This window comes from Biomaibacter sp. TOL (assembly GCF_059717795.1).
The window spans coordinates 1,483,905-1,505,896 of sequence record NZ_AP046092.1 but is presented as its reverse complement, the minus strand read 5'-3'; the positions used below and the strand labels follow the sequence as shown (position 1 = coordinate 1,505,896).

The window sequence follows — 21,992 nt, the reverse complement described above, 5'->3', positions numbered from 1 at the left end:
GGGACGGTTCCGTGCGCCACGAGGCGCACAGTATATAGCAGATAAACTGCATGGTAAGGCCTAGCCAGCCACCATTACCTAGTCTTGGGGCCGATGGGTAACCTAAGGCCTAAGCGTAGGCAAGGGAAGTAGTAGGCCGAAATCGAAAGATGAAGGTGATAGCCCCGAAATCCCTGAAATTGGGAAGGCCCATGCCTTAGAACCAGCAGAAGGCAACACCTGCTTTATCGTCAAGGCAAGATAAAGCAGGCTTCCCCGGGGTCAAAGGCCTCGGCATGCTACCAACAATATACTGTGTGAACGTGGGAGACCCTGCAAGCCCCCCACAAGGGTATGATAACTCAAGCATAAAACACAAGAGAATCAAACAGCATGCAGGGAGTCGGATTACTGCATAGTACCCATGAAGCCGGGTAACTCCGGTGGAGGGAAGGCGGTAACATACAGTCGACCTTTCACAGGGAAACATCCATCACACCGGAGGTGAACAAAAGATGGCAACAGGACTGGAAAAGGATAGCAGAAATAGTGGCAAAACATCCAACAGGAAAGCTGCAAACCCTGGTCCACTACATCAACGAAACAACACTAAAAGAAAAACACAAAGAATTACCGGCAGACAAAGCAACAGGAATAGACAGCATCACCAAAGAAGAATATGGTAAAAACCTTGATGAAAACATCAAAAACCTCATGCACAGACTAAAAAGCCAAGCATACAAACCGCAGCCCGTAAGAAGAGTATATATACCTAAAGAAGGCAGCGACAAAGGCCGGCCATTAGGAATACCGGCATATGAAGACAAACTGGTACAGTCATTAATAGCAGACATACTGAATCAAGTATACGAGCCCATATTTCTGGACTGTTCCTACGGATTCAGACCAAAAAGAAACTGCCACGACGCCATAAAAGCACTAGGCGACATAATAGAGCACCACAAAACCAACTTCATAGTAGATGCAGACATCAAGGGATTCTTCGACAACGTAGACCATGAATGGATGATGAAATTCCTGGAATACCGAATACAAGACCAGAACCTACTCAGACTAATAAAAAGATTCCTGATAGCCGGTATAATGGAGCAAGGTAAATACCTGGAAAGCGAAGCCGGAACGCCTCAAGGCGGCAACATGTCACCAATACTTGCCAATATCTATCTACACTACGTAATAGATCTGTGGTTCAATTTCATAATCAAACCGAAGTGTAAAGGAGAATGCCACATAATAAGATATGCCGATGACTTCATATGCTGTTTCCAATACGAAAGCGAAGCTAGAGCATTCTACCAGGCACTGAAAGAAAGACTAAAGAAATTCGGTTTGGAACTTGCCCAAGACAAAACCAGGATAATAGAATTCGGCAGATTTGCAAAAGAAAACAGGCAAAGAAAAGGCCTGGGCAAGCCGGAAACATTCACATTCCTGGGATTTACCCATTACTGCAGCAAAAGCAAAAGCGGGAAGTTCAGGGTAAAGAGGAAAACCAGTTCCAAGAAATTTCGAATGAAAGCTGCCAAGTTAAAAACATGGCTAAGGGAGAACATGCACATGCCTGTAAAAGAACTAATAAAGAGGCTCAACATCAGACTATTGGGACACTACAGGTATTATGGAATCACCGATAATATCGAAAGCCTAAGCAAGTTCTTCTATATAGCCAGAAGGCAACTATTCAAAACGCTCAACAGAAGGAGCCAAAAGAATGGCCTAAACTGGGGCCGCTTCGAACTTTTGCTAAACGTGTTTCCTCTTGTCCGCCCCAAGATATATGTTAGTGTCTATAACTAATGCCACTACGAAGCAAATGACTGCATGAAGAGCCGGATGCCTTAATTGGGCACGTCCGGTTCTGTGAGGGGCATGGGCCGCAAGGCCCATGTCTACTCGACTTGACTCAATTTAGTGAGTCAAGGAACCGTCCCCTGACTCAACTGACCCAAAGTCCCATGAGTGATCCTTTCTGAGTAAGGATATTAAAAAAGAACATCTGTAAGGGAGTGTTTTTTATGTGCACTTTGATAAAAAATGCAAGGATAGTCACCCCGTACGAGATCCTTGAAAACCATGCTGTGGTTGTGAGAGACGGAAAAATTTATGATATTGCGAAAAGTGGTGAACATGACACTGATTCTTTCGGCGAGGTCATAGACGCCGGCGGCAAATTCCTTTCTCCGGGCTTCATCGATATCCACAACCATGGGAATTCCGGCCATGACGTGATGGAAGCCACGTTCAAGGCGCTGGATACTATGGCCCGATTTCATATAAGCCGTGGTGTGACGGGGTTTCTGGCCACCACCATGACGGCATCCTGTGAAGATATAAAAAAAGCGGTAAAAAATGCGGCCGATTATATTCAAAAGCAGGACAGCGCCCAGCATCCTTCCGGTTCTCAGGAAAGCTACAGGGCTCAACTGTTGGGCGTCTATCTGGAGGGCCCCTATTTTTCCATGTCGAAAAAGGGCGCACAGCCGCCGGAATATATAAAAAACCCGGATATCGGAGAGTTGGAAGATTTAATAGAGGTTTCCGGCAATAACATAAAAGTGGTAGCTCTGGCGCCGGAACTTCCAGGCGCGACGGAAGCGATATTTTATCTTAAATCCAGAGGCGTAACAGTATCCGCCGCCCATACCGACGCCACTTATGATGAGGCCGTGAATGGCATCGAACACGGGATTACCCAGGTCACGCATGTGTTCAACGGCATGAGGAACTTTTCCCATCGGGAACCGGGTATTGTCGGAGCTGCATTGACAGATGAGAGGGTATATTGTGAAATGATATGCGACGGCATACATCTTCATCCGGCGGTCATGAAGCTGGTGGCGAGTATAAAAGGTCGTGACAGGATTATTCTCATATCCGATGCCATGATGGCCTGCGGGCTTTCTGACGGCGAATATGAACTCGGAGGACAGAAAGTATTCGTAAAAAGCAAAGCGGCGAGGCTTGCCGACGGTACCCTAGCCGGTTCCACGCTTACGCTGGACAGGGCTATACACAATATGGTCCACATGGTGGGGGTTGCGCTTTGCGATGCCGTCCGCATGGCCACCCTGAACCCCGCCCGGGCTATAGGCCTGTCCCACAGAAAAGGCAGCATAGAGATAGGCAAGGATGCGGACGTTGTGATATTCGATGAAAATATAAACATATCGATGGTGATGACAATGGGAAAGCTTTTCAAACCGGCCTCGAAATAGAAATATATGCAAAAACTGAAGATAAAAACAAATTACATAACATCATGCCTTCCTGTCCGAGGTATATAAAAAAGGGTGAATAGCCGTTATGTTTTGGAAGAGGCTTTTTTATTTACAAACTGTCCGAAAATTGATATTATATTAATTAAGCTTCATAAGGGAGTGAGCTCTTATGTCAAATCGGGCTTTTGATTGGTTAAACCAGGCTCTGAAGGATTTAAAACATGCAGAAGAATCCCGAAATAGTGGCCATCATGAATGGGCATGCTTTGCGGCACAGCAATCAGGGGAAAAGGCAGTCAAAGCATTGCATCTTTTTCTGGGACAGGAAGCATGGGGTCATGTGATTGCCAGGCTTTTAAAAGATTTACCGGAACAAGTCAGTGTTCCGGAAGAACTTGTGGAAAAGGCCAAAGTCCTTGATAATTTTTATATACCCGCCAGATATCCCGACAGTCATCCGGATGGAGCGCCCTTTGAACACTATGGACCTTTGCAAAGTAAGGAGGCCATACAATATGCCGGTGAGATCATTGAATTCATCCGTGCTAAAATGGCCTGACGCCAATAAGGTAATAGAAGCTCTTATTAGACTGGTGGAAAAAGCAGTGCGATCAAGAAATGATATTATAAATATCGGTTATTTCGGTTCTTATGCCCGGGGGGACTGGGGAGTAGGAAGTGACCTTGACTTGATTATAGTAATTAAAGACTCCACTCTTGCTTTCCATGAGCGGCCGATTGAGTGGGATACAATGGAAATCCCTGTTCCTGTAGATCTTTTGGTTTATACTGAAGATGAATTTAAAAACTTAAAATCACAAAACAGGCGGTTTTTCGAAACCCTTGAACAGGAAGCGATATGGCTTTTGCGAAATAAAATTACTTAAAATTTTTATTATCAAGAAGGGATTTTTCATAGTATGTAGAATATAGTATATAGATTCTACAAAAAGTTATTTATTGAAAATGTCAGAGGTGAATCTATGCCGGGAGATATAGAAAAAATTCGCGCCATTATAAACAATTTAAAGCCCTCGGAAAAAAAGATAGCGGAGTTCATTCTGAAGAATCCTCAAGATATATCCGAACTTTCCATATCCGAACTTTCCAAAAAGTGCAGGACCAGCGAAGCGAGTGTCGTCAGATTCTGCAGGACCCTTGGATACAGAGGCTATCAGGATTTAAAAATAAAGGTTTCGTCAGACATAGCCTTCAAAACCAGAAAGATTCAGGGAGTGGTAAACACCGATGATGACATTGAAACCATAATAGCCAAGATATCCAGAAACAATATGCAGGCCATAGAAAACACTATGGATATCATAAACCGGGAAGAAGTTAAGAGGGCGGCGGATGTCCTTATGACGGCGGCCAAAGTGGATTTTTACGGGGTGGGCGCATCCGCCTTTGTCGCCCTGGATGCCATGCATAAATTTATGAGGATAAACAAAGCCTGCACCGCCTACCTTGATTCCCATATGCAGCTGGCATCCGCCGCAAACCTGACGAAAGACGATGCGGCCGTGGGCATATCCTATTCCGGGCAGACAGCCGATACCGTTGATGCATTAAAGCTTGCAAAAAATTCCGGAGCTACCACCATATGCATTACCCGGTTTGGCAATTCACCCATTACCCGCGTGTCCGATATAAAACTGTTTGTGACCGCCAATGAGGCGGTTTTCAGAAGCGGAGCCATGGCTTCCCGCATATCCCAGTTGAACGTTATAGACATCCTGTTTTCCATCATAGCCTGCAGGAAATACGACGATATAGTGAAATACCTGGAAAATACCAGCGAGGCTGTGGCGATGAGAAAGTATTGAAATATTGATTTTGGTGTAAAAGTCATTATGCTGCCGGACCATTTTCAACAGAGACCCTGGTTTCTTCATAAAATCGATTTTTTTTAAGAAATTGTGTAATAAAATTTCAATATAGCATATATATAATGAAGAAATATTACAGGAGGTGAGATATGAAAACAGTGTAGTTTGTACAGACTCATTTTATTAAAATAAAGGAGGCAAGGTACAGTGTCAAAGGAAAGAGATATTGCAGTTTCAATCCTGGAAAATCTGGGCGGGAAGGAAAATATAATATCCATGACCAATTGCATGACCCGCTTGAGAGTCGAAGTAAGGGATAAGTCACGGATTAAAAGGGAAGATTTAACTGCCGTAAGCGGCGTAATAAAACTGCTTGAAAACGGCGAAGGAATTCAGATAGTGCTGGGACCGGGTGCAGCCTCTAAAGTTGCGGGAGAACTGTCAAAAATGGTGGGGATGAAGCTGGGCGATGCAAAAGAAATCAAAAATGCCATTAATGAAAAAAATAAGACGCCTTTTAAACTGATGCTCAAGCGCATTGCAAGCATATTCATTCCGTTAATACCTGGCCTCATTGGCGGAGGCTTGATCTTGGGCATAACCAATGTGGCTACCAAATTCCAGTGGATAGCGGATAAAAACCTGCTGGCCATGCTGAGCCTTCTTGGAAGCACCATCTTTACTTACATGGGTATCATGGTGGGCATGAACACCGCCCGGGAGTTCGGCGGCTCACCCACCATAGGCGGAATCATCGCAGGTGTTATTTATAATCCTGCTCTGGCAAATATTCAGATTTCGGGCAAAGCATTGACCGTGGGGAGGGGCGGCATTATTTCGGTGCTGATAGCCGCCGCCTTTGCAAGCTTTTTAGAGAAAAATATCAGAAAGAAAATGCCGAACACTATTGAACTTCTTGCCACACCGCTATTGACTATTATCATAGCAGGATTCGCCACATTATATATACTTCAGCCTGTTGGAGGAATCATTGCGGATGGGATCGGTCAGGCTGTAAATGTGGCAATATCGGGGAAAGCCGGTTTTATCACCGGATTCATTCTGGCTGGCACATTTTTACCTCTTGTTATGACCGGCCTTCATCAGGGATTGACTCCCATCCATGTCCAGTTGATAGAATCCACGGGAGTGACGGTGCTTCTGCCTATCCTCGCCATGGCCGGCGCAGGGCAGGTGGGAGCGGCGCTGGCGGTCTATGTAAAGACAAGGAGCAAACAGCTCAGAAAAATCATCGAGGGCTCCATACTGGTAGGCATCCTCGGGATAGGCGAACCTCTTATCTATGGAGTGACGTTGCCCCTGGGCAGGCCCTTTATAGGCGCATGCATAGGCGGCGCTTTCGGAGGGGCTTTCCAGGCATTGTTCGCCGTGGGAGCCAAGGGTCTGGGCATTTCAGGCATACCTCTGGCGGCACTTATACAGCCGGACAAGATAATTTATTATCTCCTGGGACTGGTCATATCGTACATAATGGGGTTTGCTGCCACTTATCTTCTGGGATTCGACGATCCTGCCGAAGACAGTGTTTCAAAAGAAAGCGGTTTTTCCTTTAACGCATAACATCTTCCGAGGAGCGGAGCTTATATGGATTACGGCATATCGGTATACCTCACAGAGGATTATGATTTACAGAAAAATATAGATTATATCTACCTTGCCGGCCGATATGGAATGAATTCAGTATTCACTTCGCTGCACCTACCCGAAGTAAACTATGGCGAAAAGCTCGACGAATTTTTTGCCCTGGCAAAAGCGGTAAGGTCCCGGGAAATGAATTTAACTGTAGATATATCGCCGCATGCAATGAAACTTTTAAATGCTTCCGTCGACGATCTAAAACCTTTCAGCGATAGCGGAGCAAGTTGCATAAGGGTGGACTATGGCTTTAACATCGAAGAGATCTCAGCGATGACTCATAATAAATTTGGCATAAAAATACAGATAAATGCCAGTACCATTACACCTTTACAGATGGAGTCGTTGAAAAGAGCAGGTGCGGATTTTTCCAGGATGTCTTCGTGCCATAATTTTTATCCCAGGCCGGAAACCGGGCTTTCTTTTAAATCATTTTTCGAGAAGACAGAACTTCTAAAAAGTTATAAAATTCCCGTATATGCTTTCATACCATCGAAAAATGGTCGCAGGGGCCCCATATATGAAGGTCTTCCTACGGTGGAAATCCACAGGAATTTAAAACCAGGCATTGCGGCGAGGCATCTGATATATACCCGCCTGATAGACGGCGTGTATTTCGGCGACGCGTATGCCGCCGAGAGTGAAATAAAAGAAGTGATGGATATAGATCCTGAAATCATTGACCTTTCCATAGAACTAACACCTGGCATAAGTTGCGAAGAAAAAAACATTGTTTTTGCTCCGGTGCATACTAACAGGCTTGATACATCGGACATGGTAATAAGATCAGAGGAGTCCCGGGGATATGCGAAAATAGGAGAAAAAATCAAACCCAGGAATACCGTGGAACGTCGAGCTTTTAGTGTAACCATCGATAATGAAAAATACCTGAGATATTCAGGAGAGCTCCAGATAGTATTAAAAGACCTGCCGGCTGACGGGAGGGTAAATGTGGTAGGCTTCATTCCTGAGGATGAACATATTCTTATCAGTCAAATAAATCCCGGGACTAAATTTAGATTCAGAAAGGGTTGAAACAATGGACCTGGCAAAACTTGTAACCGAGGGAAGAAATCCCGATACAATGGATATTGATATGCTGGAAACCAAAGAAATGCTGAAAAAAATAAATAACGAGGATAAAAAAGTCCCGCTGGCAGTGGAAAAAGAGATACCTAATATCGCAAAGGCGGTGGATGTGATAGCTCAAAGGCTTCGGGAAGGGGGCAGACTGTTTTACATCGGCGCTGGCACTAGCGGTCGCATTGGGGTGCTCGATGCTTCCGAATGCCCGCCAACATACGGCGTGGACCCGGAAATGGTGCAGGGTATCATCGCCGGCGGTGATACTGCCATTCGGAAGTCCATGGAAGGCGTTGAAGATGATGCCGGGCAGGGCAGGGCCGACCTAATGGAAAAGAATTTAAACAGTAAAGATGCGGTGGTGGGCCTGGCCGCCAGCGGCAGGACGCCTTACGTGCTTGGGGCTATCGAATACGCCCGCAGTGTCGGTGCCTTTACTGTCGGTATTTGCTGCACGCCCGAAAATCTCATGGAAAAATATGCCGATGTGATGATCGTACCGGTCGTCGGGCCGGAGGTTATCACCGGATCCACCCGCATGAAAGCCGGTACAGCCCAGAAACTTGTGCTCAACATGATTTCCACCGGTGTCATGATTAAACTGGGCAAAGTATACAGCAACCTCATGGTGGATGTCCGGGCCACAAACGAAAAACTGGTGCAGCGGGCCAGGAGAATAGTAAAACAGGCTACCGGTGCCGGGGAGGATATTATAGAGAAGGCTCTGAAAGAGACGGGTTTCAATGCAAAACTTGTCATAGTCATGATACTCGCGGGTCTGTCAAAACCCGAAGCTGAAAGGCTCCTGGAGAAAAGCTGCGGCCATATACGAAAAGCCATGGAAGGGCTGAGATAAATCCAAAAGGGTTAAAAAATAGCGCATTAATTAAAAAGTGTTTGCGGACTTCCCCCGAACTTTCATTGAAAAAACGAAGGGGGATTTTTTTAAAAATACAGAAGTAAACCCCATAAGGAATTACGAAGTCATGTCAAAGACGTATTATGTGTATTTTATTTCATCAATACGAAAGCACGATACCACCGTCGCCGGCATAGGTGCTCACGGTGGGGCCCATGGGGTGGACCAGCACCCCCTTCGGCCTGTAACGCCTTGTTATTTCATCCTTTCGATTGGTTGTGATTTAAATAATTTAAACATGTGCTGTATGAGAAATTAATTCAATTGTTCCCTCAAGATTATTTGTGTTTATTATAGCATAAAAACCGCTTGAATATTTTAAACCAAAAAAATTTCCTTTTTTAAATGGGTATGAGTAAGGCCGTCATGCGAAAGTAATAGAATAATAAATAGAATAATAAAGGATATCGAGGAGAGGCAGAAAGTGTATTAACGTGTATTTCAAATTCCTCCTGATTGTGTTAAAATACTAAAAGGGGGAATTTTTTTATGAGGAGAATTGAGAAAGTTTTTGAAACTGTGAAAGAATTGTGTCAAGAGCAGCTAAAAAGCACCGGCCAAGTTCAGGGGGCGAGTACCGATGAAATCGCCCGAAAATTAAACATTCATAGACCCAACGCCTCTGCGGATCTAAATTTATTAGTAAAAGAAAACAGGCTTGAAAAAATTGAAGGCAAACCGGTTCTATACAGGGTTGTGCAGAATTGCGAAAGCGCAAACCTTAAAACTCATTTAAGCAGTTTGAAGTCAACAGTCCTGGACGAGATCATAGGTGCGAAAGAAAGCCTGAGAACCGCCGTTTTGCAGGCAAAGGCTGCCATGATGTATCCTCCCGTGGGCCTGCATACCCTGCTTTTGGGAGAAACCGGCACCGGAAAATCCATGTTTGCCGAAGCCATGTTCAATTATGCCAGGGAAACGGGCCGCCTGGGAGTGAGTGCTCCTTTTGTTTATTTCAACTGCGCCGACTATGCTCACAATCCTCAACTGCTGATATCCCAATTGTTCGGGGTAAAGAGGGGATCTTACACCGGCGCCGATAGAGACAGGGCAGGCCTTGTTGAAAAAGCAAGCGGAGGGATTCTGTTTCTCGATGAGGTTCATCGGCTGCCACCGGAAGGTCAGGAGATGCTTTTCTGCCTGATCGACAAGGGAATGTACAGAAGCCTCGGCGAAATCGAAGCCACTCGCAGGGCACAGGTCCTGATAATATGCGCTACCACCGAAAATCTGGAATCTGCCCTGCTGCGCACATTTATACGCCGGATACCTATGATTATAAAACTTCCTCCGCTCAGGGAAAGGACATTAAATGAGCGGTGGCAACTCGTGAAGACTTTTTTCAAGCAGGAAGCCGATTGCCTGAAGACTAAAATAACGGTGTCTTCCAATTCAATAAAAGCGTTTTTATTGTATGATTGCCCAAACAATATAGGCCAATTGAAAAGCGATATCAAGCTCAGTTGTGCGAGGGCTTTTATTCAGTATGTATCGAATAAGGAAACCGGTCTTGCCATCCGTAGCGAAGACCTTCCGGAATATGTGCGGACCGGCCTTTTGCGATACAAGGAATCCAGAGAAAATCTGAAGCAATTGGGCATCGGTGATGAATCGGTAACATTCGAATCGGACGCTGAAATTGTGAGCACCGCAAAATCCCCCGATTCATTCAACATTTACGAAGCCCTTGAAGAAAAGATGAGGCTCTTGAAAGAAAAAGGGCTTGGCGAAAACGATATTAATCTTATTTTAAGCCTTGATATAGAGACATTCATCAGAAAATACATGTCAAAGCTCGATGGGGAAAACGTTGAACAGTTGTATAAGGTGGTCGACAAAAGGATTGTGGAAATTACCAGAAACTTTCTCCGCATTGCCTCGCAAAAAATGAAAAAAACTTTTGCCGATAAAATATTTTACGGATTGGCCATTCACATCTCTTGCACCGTTGAGAGGATGAAAAACGGCAAATCCATATTCAATCCGCATCTTAACGAAATAAAACGGTCATACCCCGGAGAATTTGACGTTGCTGCAATCCTGGGCGGCCTGCTCTCGGAAAATTTTGGAATAAATGTTCCGGAAGATGAAATTGGATTTATTACAATGTTTTTGGTAATGGATGATTATGCCAGCAGAATGAACAATGCGCGGGTGGGAGTAATTGTAGCGATGCATGGAGATGCTGCTGCAACCACAATGGCGGATGTGGCCGCAAGACTGCTGGGGGAAAAACATGCGGTGGGCTATGACATGCCCCTCGACCAGAAGCCCGAAACTGCGCTGGAAAACCTGACGCGATTGGTGAAGGAGACAGACGAGGGAAAGGGAGTCCTGATGCTGGTCGATATGGGTTCCCTGGTGTTTTTCGGCGACATGATTTACGAAAGAACAGGAATACCCATAAAGACTGTTGAAATGGCGAGCACTCCGATGGTGCTGGAAGCCGCAAGAAAAGCCCTGATGATGTCCAGCCTTGAAGAAGTCTACTATTCGGTTGTAAACCTGAGCCCGTATCTGGGGCGAATATACATGGACGGCACGTCATATGAGACAAGGATAAAGGATAATGTCATCGTAACGGCATGCATAACCGGCACCGGCGCTGCCGTGAAGATGAAAAACATACTGGAGAAACTCATAAAGGAAAGCGACAGAAATGCGGATATAATTCCGATAGATATTGCTTCAATTGAAGAATACAACAGAAAACTTTCCAAGATAAAGCGGGAGAAAAACATTATTGCGGTAGTCAGCGCCGTAAAACCCGAAGATGAAACGTTGGCCTATTTATCACCTACAGACCTTATAGAAGGCAAGGCGGAGAAATTAATCGCCGGGCTCGGCACCAAACAGGCTGAAGATAAAGATGAAAACCTTATGATTTTAGACCGGATGAGGGAAGTAATAAGGGAAAACATAGAAATCGATGCGGACAAGTATATTGATGGGTTTATTGAGCTGTATAACAACTTGAAAGCCCACGAAATAACACTGGACGAGGATATGCTGGTTGGCCTGGTTCTGCATCTGGCATGTGCTATAAAGAAAATTGAAATGGGCGACTTTCTGAAAGCAAATAAAAACGATACTCAAAACGCTTTTTTAATGGAACACTATAAAAAATACAGAAATATTCTTAAAGATGCATTCTCACACATAGAGAACGCCTTTAATATTAAATTGCCTGAGGAAGAATATATTAATTTTATAAAGATAATACACTTGAATACCCATGCCGCCAAACGGCATAAGTAAGAATAAGTTTGCCTTAAAATCTACCCTGTACTAAAGTTAAAACTTTATACCGATTCAGGTTATGTAAAAATTTGACTTTAATACACTGTTTAATAAATTCAAAGTTATTGATGTACTATATTTCGACCGGATCAAAATACAGATGATGGATCACCATTCGACGCAAGGTCATAATACTAGTATCGTAAACTGTATTTTTTGTTTCTTATTTACGATACACATCGATACACAATTATAAATCCCTGTGAAAACAAGGCATACACGTTATTGGTATGCTTTTTGCTTTATTAAATTTTAAACAAACAAAAAATATCAGAGGTGGGGTGATGAATTTAATTGTTTTTAAAAACGGAGTATAAATGTTTTGCTCTAAAAAACTTGTCTTGGCTTAAATGCAACTTGGCTTCAAAGAAAGGGGATTAATTAAGTTGATAAGGGTTTTATTAGTATGCGGGTCAGGAGCATCAAGCGGTTTTATGGCTGCAAATATTCGCAAAGCAGCAGAAAAACGAGGAATTGAAGTAAATGTTGAAGCAAGGAGTGATTCGGAAATAGAGGATTATATCGATTCTATTGATTGCTTAATGATCGGGCCGCATTTAAAATACCTGGAAAAAGAGGTTATAGAGATAGCTAAACCGTTTAATGTCAGAGTGGCTGTAATGGACCCTAAGTACTACAGCACTTTAGACGGGGAAAAGGCGTTGGAACACATTATGAGATTGGTCGATGAAAAAAAGTAAAGGGAGGATTTTAACGATGAAAAAACTTATCAACTGGCTGGAAAACAGTTTTGCACCCAAAATGGAAAAGGTTAATAGCAATGTCTGGATAGTATCCATTAAAGATTCCATCATGCAGGTACTGCCTTTTATTCTTGTAGGCTCCATATTTTGTCTTTTTGCAATCTTGAATGATTTTATTCCATCTCTGCCATCCTTCTGGACTCCGTTTGACTGGACTATGGGGAAGATTTCTCTGTTTGTTGCTTTTTTAATTCCTTTCAATCTGATGGAGAAGAAACACTTGCGCAGGCAGCGGCTGATTGCCGGGATGACAGGCGTTATACTATTCTTAATGGTTGTTACCCCAAAGGTTGTAGCGGATAAAACTATTGGTTTTGATCACAGTTCACTTGGTGCCGGGGGCATGTTTGCAGCCATTATATGCGGTATTTTTGCAGGCATGGTCATGAGCGCTTTCGGCAAATTCTCATTTTTTAAGAATGATTCGGCCATACCCGATTTTGTCAGGGCATGGTTTGATTCTATCCTGCCCATTGGAATAGTTGTACTGTCGGGCTGGATAGTGGTTTTGATCATGAATGTTGATTTGTATAATATTATCCTTTCCATATTCATGCCGCTTTCAAAATTCATTGAGACGCCTTACGGCTTTGCTTTGGTAATGTTTATTGAGTGTTTTCTATATTCAATGGGAATATCCGGGTGGGTTCTGCAACCTGTTTTAAAACCCATATACTTGTCTGCAATAATGGCCAATGTGGCACTTGCCGCTGCGGGAACGGCAACTGCTTCGAGTTTAAATCTTGTTACTGCAGAAACGATTTATTCAGCATATTTAATGATTGGTGGCTTTGGATGTACACTCCCATTAGTATTTATGATGTTGCGCTCAAAATCTAAAAGACTTAAAGCGCTGGGAACTGCCAGTTTAGTTCCGGGTATATTTAACATCAATGAACCTGTTGTGTTTGGTGCTATTGCATGGAACCCTATCTTAATGTTGCCAATGTGGATGCAGGGAATTGTTCTTCCAATTATAGTGTGGATTTTTACAAAAATTATACCTATAGCACCTATTCCCGCTATGGTCTTTGATTTATGGTATGTTCCCTTCCCCTTTGCTACATGGATTGTTACAAAAAGCTTTAAATCTACTATTCTGTTATTGATGACTCTTGCCGCCTCCATAGCAATCTGGTACCCATTCTTTAAGGTTTATGAGAAGCAGCAGCTTGAGGAAGAAGGCCATTTGGAAAGAACGTAAGAAAATATAGTTATAACTGAATTTTGAAATGATCTGTTTTGAATGAAAACGTGATATTATTATGATTAAAGGATAGTGCTTAATAAAAACAATACCAAAACTCACAGAAAGGCTGAATGGATATACCATGGAAAACATTAATTTTGATGATAAATTAGTCAATGCAGCTATGTCGATTATTATACATGCAGGTGATGCACGAAATTATATCAAAGAGGCGTTGGATTTTATAAGTCTTTATGATTTTGAAAACGCAGAAGAGAAACTGAGACAAGCGAATGAGGAAATATCAATTGCACATAAAGCGCAGACCGATATGATTCAGGGTGAAGCCCAGGGTAAAGGAATTGGCTATTCTTTATTATTTACCCATGCGCAGGATACGTTGATGACCATAAAAAGCGAATTAAACATTTCAAGACAACTATTAAAGATATTCAAGTCATTGGATGAACGAATTTCCAAGATTGAAAAATGAGGTGTAAAGAATGAAAAAAATCACAGGATTTCCAGAGAATTTTCTTTGGGGAGGAGCAATTGCTGCAAATCAGGCTGAAGGGGCTTACGATGTAGGAGGAAAAGGGATATGCGCTGCAGATATTCATGCGTATAATCCGAATATAGACCGTAAAGCACTGCGCACCGGGGAAGTATCTCTATCAGAAATTGAATTTGCATTAAAAGATAAAGAAAATTATTACCCGAAAAGATATGGCATCGATTTTTATCATAGGTATAAAGAGGATTTGGCATTAATGGCTGAAACAGGGATGAACTGTTTTAGAACTTCGATCAATTGGGCAAGGATTTTTCCGAATGGCGATGAATCAGAACCTAATGAAGATGGTTTGAAATTCTATGATGATTTATTTGATGAAATAAGAAAAAACGGCATGGAACCTCTGATTACATTGTCTCATTATGAAATGCCTATTAATCTATCGCTCAAATATGGCGGATGGTACAATCGTAAACTGATCGATTTTTTCACTCGCTATTGTGAAGTGTGTTTCAGACGCTACAAGGACAAAGTCAGGTATTGGATTTTACTCAATCAAATCAATTTAATTTCTTCTGAATCCTTCAATGCATTGGGAATACCAAGCGATATGGTAGATAATCTCGAACAAGCAAAGTATCAAGGAATTCACCATGAATTTGTTGCATGTGCAAAGGCTACAAAAATTGCACATGAGATTGATCCGGATTTTAAGATTGGCATGATGCTATGTCACGGCATTGTTTATCCGGCTACATGTAAACCTGAAGATGTTCTAGCTACTATGAAAAAGAATCAAATGCAGTACTTTTTTGGAGATGTTTTATTAAGGGGGAAATATCCGGGATATAGCTGGCGCTTTTTCAATGAAAGAAATATAACAATTAACATGGAACCAGGTGATGAAGAAATAATTGCTGAAAATACTGCAGATTTTATGTCATTTAGCTATTACTATACAAAAATTAATTCTGCAGAAAACTCGGCTGATTTACATGATACATCGAAAAATCCATATTTGAAGAGTTCAATGTGGGGATGGGATATCGACCCTATAGGATTAAGGATTGCCTTAAACGAATATTATGATCGATATGAAAAACCGATTATAATAGCTGAAAATGGAATCGGTGCTTTGGACAAAATTGAAAGTGACGGTTCAATTCATGATGATTACCGTATCGACTATTTGAAGAAGCACATCGAACAAATGAAGGAAGCTGTAAAAGATGGCGTAGAAGTAATCGGCTACTGCCTTTGGTCGCCCATCGACATTGTAAGCTGTTCCACCGCTGAGATGTCTAAACGCTATGGTTTGATTTATGTAGACCTTGATGACTTTGGAAGAGGGACCGGAAAACGAATAAAAAAAGATAGTTTTGAATGGTATAAACGGGTAATAAAATCTAACGGAGAAAATTTAGATTAATTAATAAGATGCCCGCATCGCATCGTAACGCTGTCAGGTGTATGAAGCCTATTTTAGAAAAGAGCGAAGAGGATTGTCAATATTTGGATATTTTTTGTTTTGTCGTTCAGCCGTTACTTTTGTGCGGCTTTATTTTTTTAATATAACGTGTTTTGATATTTTCATTATTTTTGGTTGTAAAAGCCGGTACGTTTCTGCTTGAGGCTGTTTTCAAATTAAGCCTCTGTTTTCTTAATGTGATTCCTCTGGATTAATGTAATGTTTGAAACATAAATAAAAACATTGATAAATTTATCGACATCGCATATAATATTTTCAGGACGTTATTGTGAAAGAGATGACTGACGATATGTTTGAAAAAAACATCGTAAGTAATGTTCTAAATTCCCTTGTACCAATTTCCCGGTTCAATAGGGGAGAGGCAAATAAAATCTTTGAAGAGGTTAAGAGAACTGGCTTTAAAGTTGTTTTGAAAAACAACAAGCCGGAGTGTGTGCTTTTAAAGCCTGATTTGTACGAAAAAATGATTGAAACCATCGAGGAATATCGATTGTTGCTGGAAGCCGAGAGGCGTATGGAAGGAGCAAAACCGGAAGACTTTATCCCGCAGGAAAAAGTTTTATTGGAGTTTGGCATAAATAAGGCGGATTTAGATGAGCAAGATGTGGAGATAGAGTAGCTTATGTGGCAGGGATTCTGTTATCAGTGAAAATAAAGAGGCTCTTAAGGAGTTAGCAAAGTTATGAAAATACTAAGCGTTGAGAACATTATTTTGTTCCATGAGAAAATCATAAAAGAAACTGGCGGAAGTGCTGAAATACGAGACAGAAGACTCATTGAGAGTGCTTTAATAGAGCCTTTATGACTTATGATGGTAAAGACTTATATCCCACCATTATTGACAAAATTGCCGTTATAACATATAGCCTGATTAACAACCATGGATTTGTGGATGGCAATAAAAGAATTGGTATAGCAGTAATGATTATATTGCTTAAAATGAACAATATAAAGGTTTATTACACTCAACAGGAATTAATTGACTTAGGCCTTAAAACTGCAGGTGGAATAACATATAACTGTTTGTTCCACTTAATTTATTGTACAAAAGCTTCAGATGAAGAAAAAAATTATAAAAACCTATATGCAAAGCATTGAGGAAATAAGGATGTAAGCAGTTTTAACTGATATCTTTTGAACATGGGTGGCCGAGTAGTTCAGGCAGAGCAGGGGATTAAAATTAGCCAGTGCTTTCTGGGTCTTGTCTCCCCCCATTTTCTGCGGCTCGTCCAGAATGAGGATGGGGCGGTTGGCCCTTATGACGTCAATAGGCCTGCGGCTGCCGAATTCATCCAGTTTTTCATAAATGCGGCGGGCTTCTTTGCTCCCGGCATCCTCTTTCAATGATGTGTTAAAGGCCTGGATATTGATAATCATGACGTTTATCCCGCTGCTTGCGCTGAAGTTGTCAGGTTCGGTCAAATTTTGACTGTTGTAGACGAAAAAGCGGGCTTTTCTGCCGTAATGCTCCATGAAGTGGTCCTGGGTAATCTGAAAAGTTTTATATACCCCTTGTTGATATAGTCGTCGTCGCCGGTGGCGGTCATTACGGAAATCCGCATCTGCGATTCTACGCGTTCCTTCAGGTTTATGTAGTCGTCCAGCGCTAAATCCGGCCAGAAGTTGACAAGCTGGATCAATTTGTTTTTGCTGCCAATGGATCATTTTAAGTTTACCGAAAGGATAGTGGTTTTAAACTAAGCTCATCATTTTACATAAAAATGTGATTGGACAAACAAAACACCCAAAAATTATGTGATACTATTGACTTAAAACCCGACATGTGGTTATAATAGTTTATAAAAATGTGATTTAATAACGTAAAATATGTATAAAAATGTGATATTTTTGAGGTGATATTGTGGAAAGGTTGATTATGCAGGAATTGCTGCGGTGGAAAAATTCCAGGCACCGGAAACCACTCATTTTAAAGGGTGTCCGGCAGGTGGGTAAGACATGGCTGCTTAAAGAATTTGCCAGGCGTTATTATGAAAGTATCGCCTATTTCAACTTTGATGAGCATCCGGAATATAAGCAGTTTTTTGAAAACACAAAGGATGTTGAACGCATTCTGCAAAACCTGATGATGGCCAGCGGACAAACCATCAAGCCAAATAAGCCGGAGGCCACACTTATAGTCTTTGATGAGATTCAGGAATGTCCCAATGCTCTGAATACACTTAAATATTTCTGCGAAAACACACCTCACTATCATGTAGCCTGCGCAGGTTCCCTTTTGGGCATTGCGCTGTCCAAGCCTGCCTCGTTTCCTGTTGGCAAAGTGGATTTTTTGGAAATCAGGCCGATGACCTTTACAGAATTTTTAATGGCCAACGGTGACGGCAATTTTGCCTCTTACATGGACAGCATAGACAGGATTGAGCCAATTCCTGATGCTTTCTTCAATCCGCTTTATGAAAAGCTTAAAATGTATTTTGTGACCGGCGGGATGCCGGAATCCGTCAGATCCTGGACAGAAGAACGGGATGTTGAACTGGTACAGCAGGTGCTTTCCAATATTCTGGGGGCATACGAACGGGATTTTGCCAAGCATCCCGACCCCAAAGACTTCCCTAAGATATCGCTCATCTGGAAGTCAATACCTTCGCAACTGGCCAGGGAAAACAAGAAATTTATTTATAAAGTCGTTAAGGAAGGGGCCCGGGCCAGAGAATATGAGGATGCTTTGCAGTGGCTTTGCGATGCCAACCTGACTTATAAGATATACCGCAGCAGTGCGCCGGGGCTGCCCATTTCAGCCTATGATGACTTATCTGCCTTCAAGCTGTATCTGGTGGACGTGGGGCTTTTGCGCCGTTTGTCCCTTTTGGCGCCTTCCGCTTTCGGCGAGGGCAATCGCCTGTTTGTGGAGTTTAAAGGAGCCCTCAGCGAGAACTATGTGCTGCAGGCATTAAGAAACCAGTTTGAGGCCGTACCCCGGTATTGGGTGATGGATAATCCTCGGTATGAAGTGGATTTTCTGATCCAGAGGGAAAACGACATTTTGCCTGTTGAGGTTAAATCGGAAAGCAATGTGGAAAGCAGAAGCCTGAAGAAGTTTAAGGAAAAATACGGCGACAAGGTAAAACTCCGTGTTCGTTTTTCGCTGAACAATCTGCGGTTGGACGATGACCTGCTGAATATCCCGATGTTCATGGCGGATTATGCAGATAAACTCATTGGGATGGCATTGAAGAAAAAAGAGAAGAAGAATTAACTATTCAAAAAAGTCTAGAAGTAATTAACGTGATACATTTTGATTAAGCCTATACTTTGTTAAAGCACTAAATTTTATATTGGTAAGGCTCTCAAGGAGATAGATGTGATATAATATTTTCAACATCTGATTGATACAAATGCTGGGGGATTTATGGTGCACGATTTTTATGTAATAAAAGTATTGAACAATAATGTCATTATAGCGCAGGATGAAATCACCGGCGAGGAAGCAGTGCTGGTGGGGAAGGGCCTGGGGTTTAACGCAAAGCCCGGGGAAAAAGTCAGGAATAAAATAGAAAAGGTATTCTATTTTTTCGACGAGAGCCAGTTAAAACAATACAAAAATGTTTTAAACAGCATTGACAGGCGCATAATCGGCCTTACCGAGGAGATACTGGCAATGGTGTCCAGGGAACTGGAGGAGCCTTTAAACGAGCATATCCACGTAGCGCTGGCCGATCACATAAGCTTTACGCTGGAGCGCCTATCCGGCGGCTTGGAAATTGAAAATCCCTTTCTGGAAGAGATAAGAGCCCTGTATTCCCGCGACTATGAACTGGCCTGCAAAGCCGCCGAAATGATTGAAGATAAATTTGACGTAAAAATCCCTGACGGCGAAAAGGGCTTTATAGCCATGCACCTGCACGCCGCGAGGAAAAACCGCGAGCTGTCGAAAACCGTCAAATACACTTCCATGATAAACAGGATGGTGGAAATCATAGAGGAAGAACTGGGCATGAAACTCGATAAGGATGAAATAAACTATGCCCGTCTACTGGTGCACCTGAGATTTGCGCTGCAGCGCGTCGATGGCAATATACACCTGAAAAACCCCTTGCTTGGCCGCATAAAAAAGGAGTTTGCGAAAAGCTTCAAAATTGCCGAAAAGATAGGCAGGTTTATCCAGGAAAGATTGGGCAAACTGCCGCCACAGGACGAGCTGGGGTATCTTGCGCTACATATCCAGAGAATGTTGAAAGATAAGATTGACTGATGGGATATTGTTTTTAAGTGAAATGCAATTGCAATTCGATTTTATTCCATTCATTCGATTTTTTTCATATTGATTTTTTGCAGTCTGTATGGTATTATAAAATCAATCAAATATTTTAATTTAATTTTTTCCGGCGTGTTACTGGCAGAGCAGGCATGAGCTGGGAAAGAGCATATTTTGCTTCTTTCTCAGCTCTTTTGTTTTTATTGCATGGCTTTGCATCAAACACGACTGCATCAGAAATGAGTCAGGCGATGAGAATAAACTTTTCCGCAAAAATTTACGAACCGGTTTTATTAGTGGGGAAAATTAAAAGGCGGAGGTGATTTGATAAAAAACTAAAATATCATCAATATAAAAAGCATTTACAAAAGGTGTGTTTAATTAAAAAAAACTTTAAAGGGAGTGGAATCATGGATTATAAGACTATTGCAAAAGAGATCTTGATATGCGTCGGCAGGACGGGCAATGTGAAGGACCTGACATTCTGCGCTACGCGACTTCGTTTTAATCTCAAGGATGAAGGCCAGGTAGACAAGGAAGGGTTAAAGAAAATTGAAGGGGTAGAGGGTTATATAAATAAGGGAGGCCAATTCCAAGTAATAATCGGAACGGATGTTTCGCATGTCTATGATGAACTAATTAAATTGATGCCGCGCCAAACTTCTGAATCTGCAAAGGTTGATGTTGAAAAAAAGGAAGATGCTGTATCCTATATTCTAGATATCATTGCTGGAATTTTTACTCCCATCTTGCCGGCTATTACAGGAGCAGCGATGATTAAAACAATCCTGATATTATTGGCAAATGTATTTCAAGTGCTATCGCCAAAATCGCAGGAGTATGTAATTTTAAGCTTTGTTGGCGATACAGTGTTTTATTTCCTGCCTGTTATGCTTGCTTATACTGCAGGCAAAAAATTCGGTATGAATCCATTCATGGCAATGGTTCTTGGAGGAATTCTTTTGCATCCCACGTTTACAGCATTGGTGAATGCAAAAGAACCTGTTTCATTCTTTGGACTTCCGGTAACACTCGCAAATTATGCTTCGACCGTAATTCCGATAATTCTTGTGATATGGGTCGGGTCATATGTGGAACGCTTTGCGGATAAAGCAACGCCCAAGACTGTCAGATTTTTTGTAAAACCGTTATTGACTCTGCTAATCATGACACCTGTAACACTGGTTATTGTTGCGCCAATCGGCGCTATTGCGGCAAAGCATCTTGCATCGGGAGTGGGATTTTTGTATACCGCTGTGCCATGGCTTGTCCCTATTCTGCTTGGAGCATTTTCACCGCTGTTAGTTATGGCAGGAATGCATTATGCGCTAGTTCCGATAGTATTACAGTCGATGACATCCTACGGCTATGATTTGATGGGGGTAGGATATTTGGTGACAAACATTGCGCAGGGTGCGGCTGCTTTGGCTGTCGCAACGAGGACTAAAAACAAATATTTTAAATCCGTTGCGGGAAGCGCAGGGTTTACAGCACTTATAGGAGTTAGCGAACCGGCAATGTATGGAGTTAATATAAAACTCAAAAAGCCGTTTTATGCAGTGCTTATTGCCGGTGGAATAGCGGGTCTATATAGCGGAATTATGTCTGTCAAGCGTTTGGCGTTTGCGCCTACCGGTCTGCTGACGCTCCCAATTTTTATTGATCCAAACAATCAAGGAAATTTAATTAATGCAGTGGTTGCATGCGCCATATCTTTCGCAATTTCGTTTGTTTTAACCCTAATTTTTGGCTTTGAAGATATGGAACAATCCGATATGTGAAAGCAAATAAACTGATAGCATTTTGTGATAAAGA

Annotated in this window: 20 protein-coding genes and 1 pseudogene; 19 read left to right on the top strand and 2 right to left on the bottom strand. The window is 42.3% G+C overall.

Translation table 11 applies throughout. The features are described 5' to 3' along the window. Positions 1–528 precede the first annotated feature (528 nt). From ltrA to AC6I1H_RS07450, 16 genes are all read left to right on the top strand, one after another. On the top strand, positions 529–1,797 hold the full coding sequence (ltrA, locus tag AC6I1H_RS07525) for a group II intron reverse transcriptase/maturase (protein WP_497740338.1): 1,269 nt from the start codon (positions 529–531) through the stop codon (positions 1,795–1,797). A gap of 218 nt (positions 1,798–2,015) precedes the next feature. Then, complete coding sequence (gene nagA, locus AC6I1H_RS07520) at positions 2,016–3,215, top strand: N-acetylglucosamine-6-phosphate deacetylase (protein WP_497740337.1); 1,200 nt, start codon at positions 2,016–2,018, stop codon at positions 3,213–3,215. Positions 3,216–3,387: 172 nt separating this feature from the next. After that, a complete protein-coding gene (locus AC6I1H_RS07515; RefSeq protein WP_497740336.1) occupies positions 3,388–3,777 on the top strand; it encodes a HEPN domain-containing protein in 390 nt (129 codons plus the stop codon). Beyond that, positions 3,734–4,105 (top strand): nucleotidyltransferase domain-containing protein, encoded by a 372-nt coding sequence (locus tag AC6I1H_RS07510; RefSeq protein ID WP_497740335.1) that lies wholly within the window; start codon positions 3,734–3,736, stop codon positions 4,103–4,105. Before AC6I1H_RS07515 ends, AC6I1H_RS07510 begins: the two co-directional genes overlap by 44 nt. 96 nt (positions 4,106–4,201) lie before the next feature. Further along, a complete protein-coding gene (locus AC6I1H_RS07505; RefSeq protein ID WP_497740334.1) occupies positions 4,202–5,044 on the top strand; it encodes a MurR/RpiR family transcriptional regulator in 843 nt (280 codons plus the stop codon). Positions 5,045–5,254: 210 nt separating this feature from the next. Further along, positions 5,255–6,628: a PTS transporter subunit EIIC gene (locus AC6I1H_RS07500; protein ID WP_497740333.1), complete on the top strand. Its 1,374-nt coding sequence runs from the start codon at positions 5,255–5,257 to the stop codon at positions 6,626–6,628. Between the two features lie 24 nt (positions 6,629–6,652). After that, positions 6,653–7,738 (top strand): DUF871 domain-containing protein, encoded by a 1,086-nt coding sequence (locus AC6I1H_RS07495; protein ID WP_497740332.1) that lies wholly within the window; start codon positions 6,653–6,655, stop codon positions 7,736–7,738. Positions 7,739–7,742: 4 nt separating this feature from the next. Beyond that, complete coding sequence (gene murQ, locus AC6I1H_RS07490; RefSeq protein WP_497740331.1) at positions 7,743–8,642, top strand: N-acetylmuramic acid 6-phosphate etherase; 900 nt, start codon at positions 7,743–7,745, stop codon at positions 8,640–8,642. A gap of 552 nt (positions 8,643–9,194) precedes the next feature. After that, positions 9,195–11,963 (top strand): sigma-54-dependent transcriptional regulator, encoded by a 2,769-nt coding sequence (locus AC6I1H_RS07485; protein ID WP_497740330.1) that lies wholly within the window; start codon positions 9,195–9,197, stop codon positions 11,961–11,963. 422 nt (positions 11,964–12,385) lie between these two features. Continuing rightward, a complete protein-coding gene (locus tag AC6I1H_RS07480) occupies positions 12,386–12,706 on the top strand; it encodes a PTS sugar transporter subunit IIB (RefSeq protein WP_497740733.1) in 321 nt (106 codons plus the stop codon). Between the two features lie 16 nt (positions 12,707–12,722). Beyond that, the gene (locus AC6I1H_RS07475) at positions 12,723–13,973 is read left to right on the top strand and encodes a PTS sugar transporter subunit IIC (RefSeq protein WP_497740329.1); all 1,251 of its coding nucleotides are present in this window, start codon (positions 12,723–12,725) and stop codon (positions 13,971–13,973) included. Positions 13,974–14,100: 127 nt separating this feature from the next. Then, on the top strand, positions 14,101–14,451 hold the full coding sequence (locus AC6I1H_RS07470; RefSeq protein ID WP_497740328.1) for a PTS lactose/cellobiose transporter subunit IIA: 351 nt from the start codon (positions 14,101–14,103) through the stop codon (positions 14,449–14,451). Between the two features lie 10 nt (positions 14,452–14,461). After that, positions 14,462–15,901: a glycoside hydrolase family 1 protein gene (locus AC6I1H_RS07465; protein ID WP_497740327.1), complete on the top strand. Its 1,440-nt coding sequence runs from the start codon at positions 14,462–14,464 to the stop codon at positions 15,899–15,901. Between the two features lie 337 nt (positions 15,902–16,238). Further along, complete coding sequence (locus tag AC6I1H_RS07460; protein WP_497740732.1) at positions 16,239–16,580, top strand: type II toxin-antitoxin system Phd/YefM family antitoxin; 342 nt, start codon at positions 16,239–16,241, stop codon at positions 16,578–16,580. A 63-nt stretch (positions 16,581–16,643) separates the two neighbouring features. Further along, positions 16,644–16,766 (top strand): hypothetical protein, encoded by a 123-nt coding sequence (locus tag AC6I1H_RS07455; protein WP_497740326.1) that lies wholly within the window; start codon positions 16,644–16,646, stop codon positions 16,764–16,766. Further along, positions 16,763–17,059, top strand: coding sequence for a type II toxin-antitoxin system death-on-curing family toxin (locus AC6I1H_RS07450; RefSeq protein WP_497740325.1), 297 nt, complete (start codon positions 16,763–16,765; stop codon positions 17,057–17,059). The genes AC6I1H_RS07455 and AC6I1H_RS07450 overlap by 4 nt, the downstream gene beginning before the upstream one ends. A gap of 33 nt (positions 17,060–17,092) precedes the next feature. Here AC6I1H_RS07450 and AC6I1H_RS07445 read toward each other — a convergent pair. Then, positions 17,093–17,479: pseudogene (locus tag AC6I1H_RS07445) on the bottom strand (restriction endonuclease subunit R); the annotation flags it as partial. Continuing rightward, positions 17,380–17,601, bottom strand: coding sequence for a hypothetical protein (locus AC6I1H_RS07440; protein WP_497740904.1), 222 nt, complete (start codon positions 17,599–17,601; stop codon positions 17,380–17,382). The gene AC6I1H_RS07440 and the pseudogene AC6I1H_RS07445, both read right to left, overlap by 100 nt. A gap of 221 nt (positions 17,602–17,822) precedes the next feature. Between AC6I1H_RS07440 and AC6I1H_RS07435 the strand changes: the two genes are divergently transcribed. The 3 genes from AC6I1H_RS07435 (at position 17,823) to AC6I1H_RS07425 (ending at position 21,958) form a co-directional block, all read left to right on the top strand. Beyond that, on the top strand, positions 17,823–19,178 hold the full coding sequence (locus AC6I1H_RS07435) for an ATP-binding protein (protein WP_497740324.1): 1,356 nt from the start codon (positions 17,823–17,825) through the stop codon (positions 19,176–19,178). 153 nt (positions 19,179–19,331) lie between these two features. Then, complete coding sequence (gene glcT, locus AC6I1H_RS07430; RefSeq protein ID WP_497740323.1) at positions 19,332–20,174, top strand: glucose PTS transporter transcription antiterminator GlcT; 843 nt, start codon at positions 19,332–19,334, stop codon at positions 20,172–20,174. Positions 20,175–20,587: 413 nt separating this feature from the next. After that, a complete protein-coding gene (locus AC6I1H_RS07425; protein ID WP_497740322.1) occupies positions 20,588–21,958 on the top strand; it encodes a PTS transporter subunit EIIC in 1,371 nt (456 codons plus the stop codon). Positions 21,959–21,992: the final 34 nt, after the last annotated feature.

Excerpts from the sequence above, each read along its gene's own strand:
- glcT (WP_497740323.1), top strand. The coding sequence starts at position 19,332 with ATGGTGCACGATTTTTATGTAATAAAAGTATTGAACAATAATGTCATT.
- AC6I1H_RS07460 (WP_497740732.1), top strand. The coding sequence starts at position 16,239 with ATGACTGACGATATGTTTGAAAAAAACATCGTAAGTAATGTTCTAAAT.
- AC6I1H_RS07425 (WP_497740322.1), top strand. The coding sequence starts at position 20,588 with ATGGATTATAAGACTATTGCAAAAGAGATCTTGATATGCGTCGGCAGG.
- AC6I1H_RS07475 (WP_497740329.1), top strand. The coding sequence starts at position 12,723 with ATGAAAAAACTTATCAACTGGCTGGAAAACAGTTTTGCACCCAAAATG.
- AC6I1H_RS07450 (WP_497740325.1), top strand. The coding sequence starts at position 16,763 with ATGACTTATGATGGTAAAGACTTATATCCCACCATTATTGACAAAATT.
- murQ (WP_497740331.1), top strand. The coding sequence starts at position 7,743 with ATGGACCTGGCAAAACTTGTAACCGAGGGAAGAAATCCCGATACAATG.
- AC6I1H_RS07505 (WP_497740334.1), top strand. The coding sequence starts at position 4,202 with ATGCCGGGAGATATAGAAAAAATTCGCGCCATTATAAACAATTTAAAG.
- AC6I1H_RS07515 (WP_497740336.1), top strand. The coding sequence starts at position 3,388 with ATGTCAAATCGGGCTTTTGATTGGTTAAACCAGGCTCTGAAGGATTTA.
- nagA (WP_497740337.1), top strand. The coding sequence starts at position 2,016 with ATGTGCACTTTGATAAAAAATGCAAGGATAGTCACCCCGTACGAGATC.
- AC6I1H_RS07465 (WP_497740327.1), top strand. The coding sequence starts at position 14,462 with ATGAAAAAAATCACAGGATTTCCAGAGAATTTTCTTTGGGGAGGAGCA.
- AC6I1H_RS07510 (WP_497740335.1), top strand. The coding sequence starts at position 3,734 with ATGCCGGTGAGATCATTGAATTCATCCGTGCTAAAATGGCCTGACGCC.
- AC6I1H_RS07485 (WP_497740330.1), top strand. The coding sequence starts at position 9,195 with ATGAGGAGAATTGAGAAAGTTTTTGAAACTGTGAAAGAATTGTGTCAA.
- AC6I1H_RS07470 (WP_497740328.1), top strand. The coding sequence starts at position 14,101 with ATGGAAAACATTAATTTTGATGATAAATTAGTCAATGCAGCTATGTCG.
- AC6I1H_RS07455 (WP_497740326.1), top strand. The coding sequence starts at position 16,644 with ATGAAAATACTAAGCGTTGAGAACATTATTTTGTTCCATGAGAAAATC.
- AC6I1H_RS07495 (WP_497740332.1), top strand. The coding sequence starts at position 6,653 with ATGGATTACGGCATATCGGTATACCTCACAGAGGATTATGATTTACAG.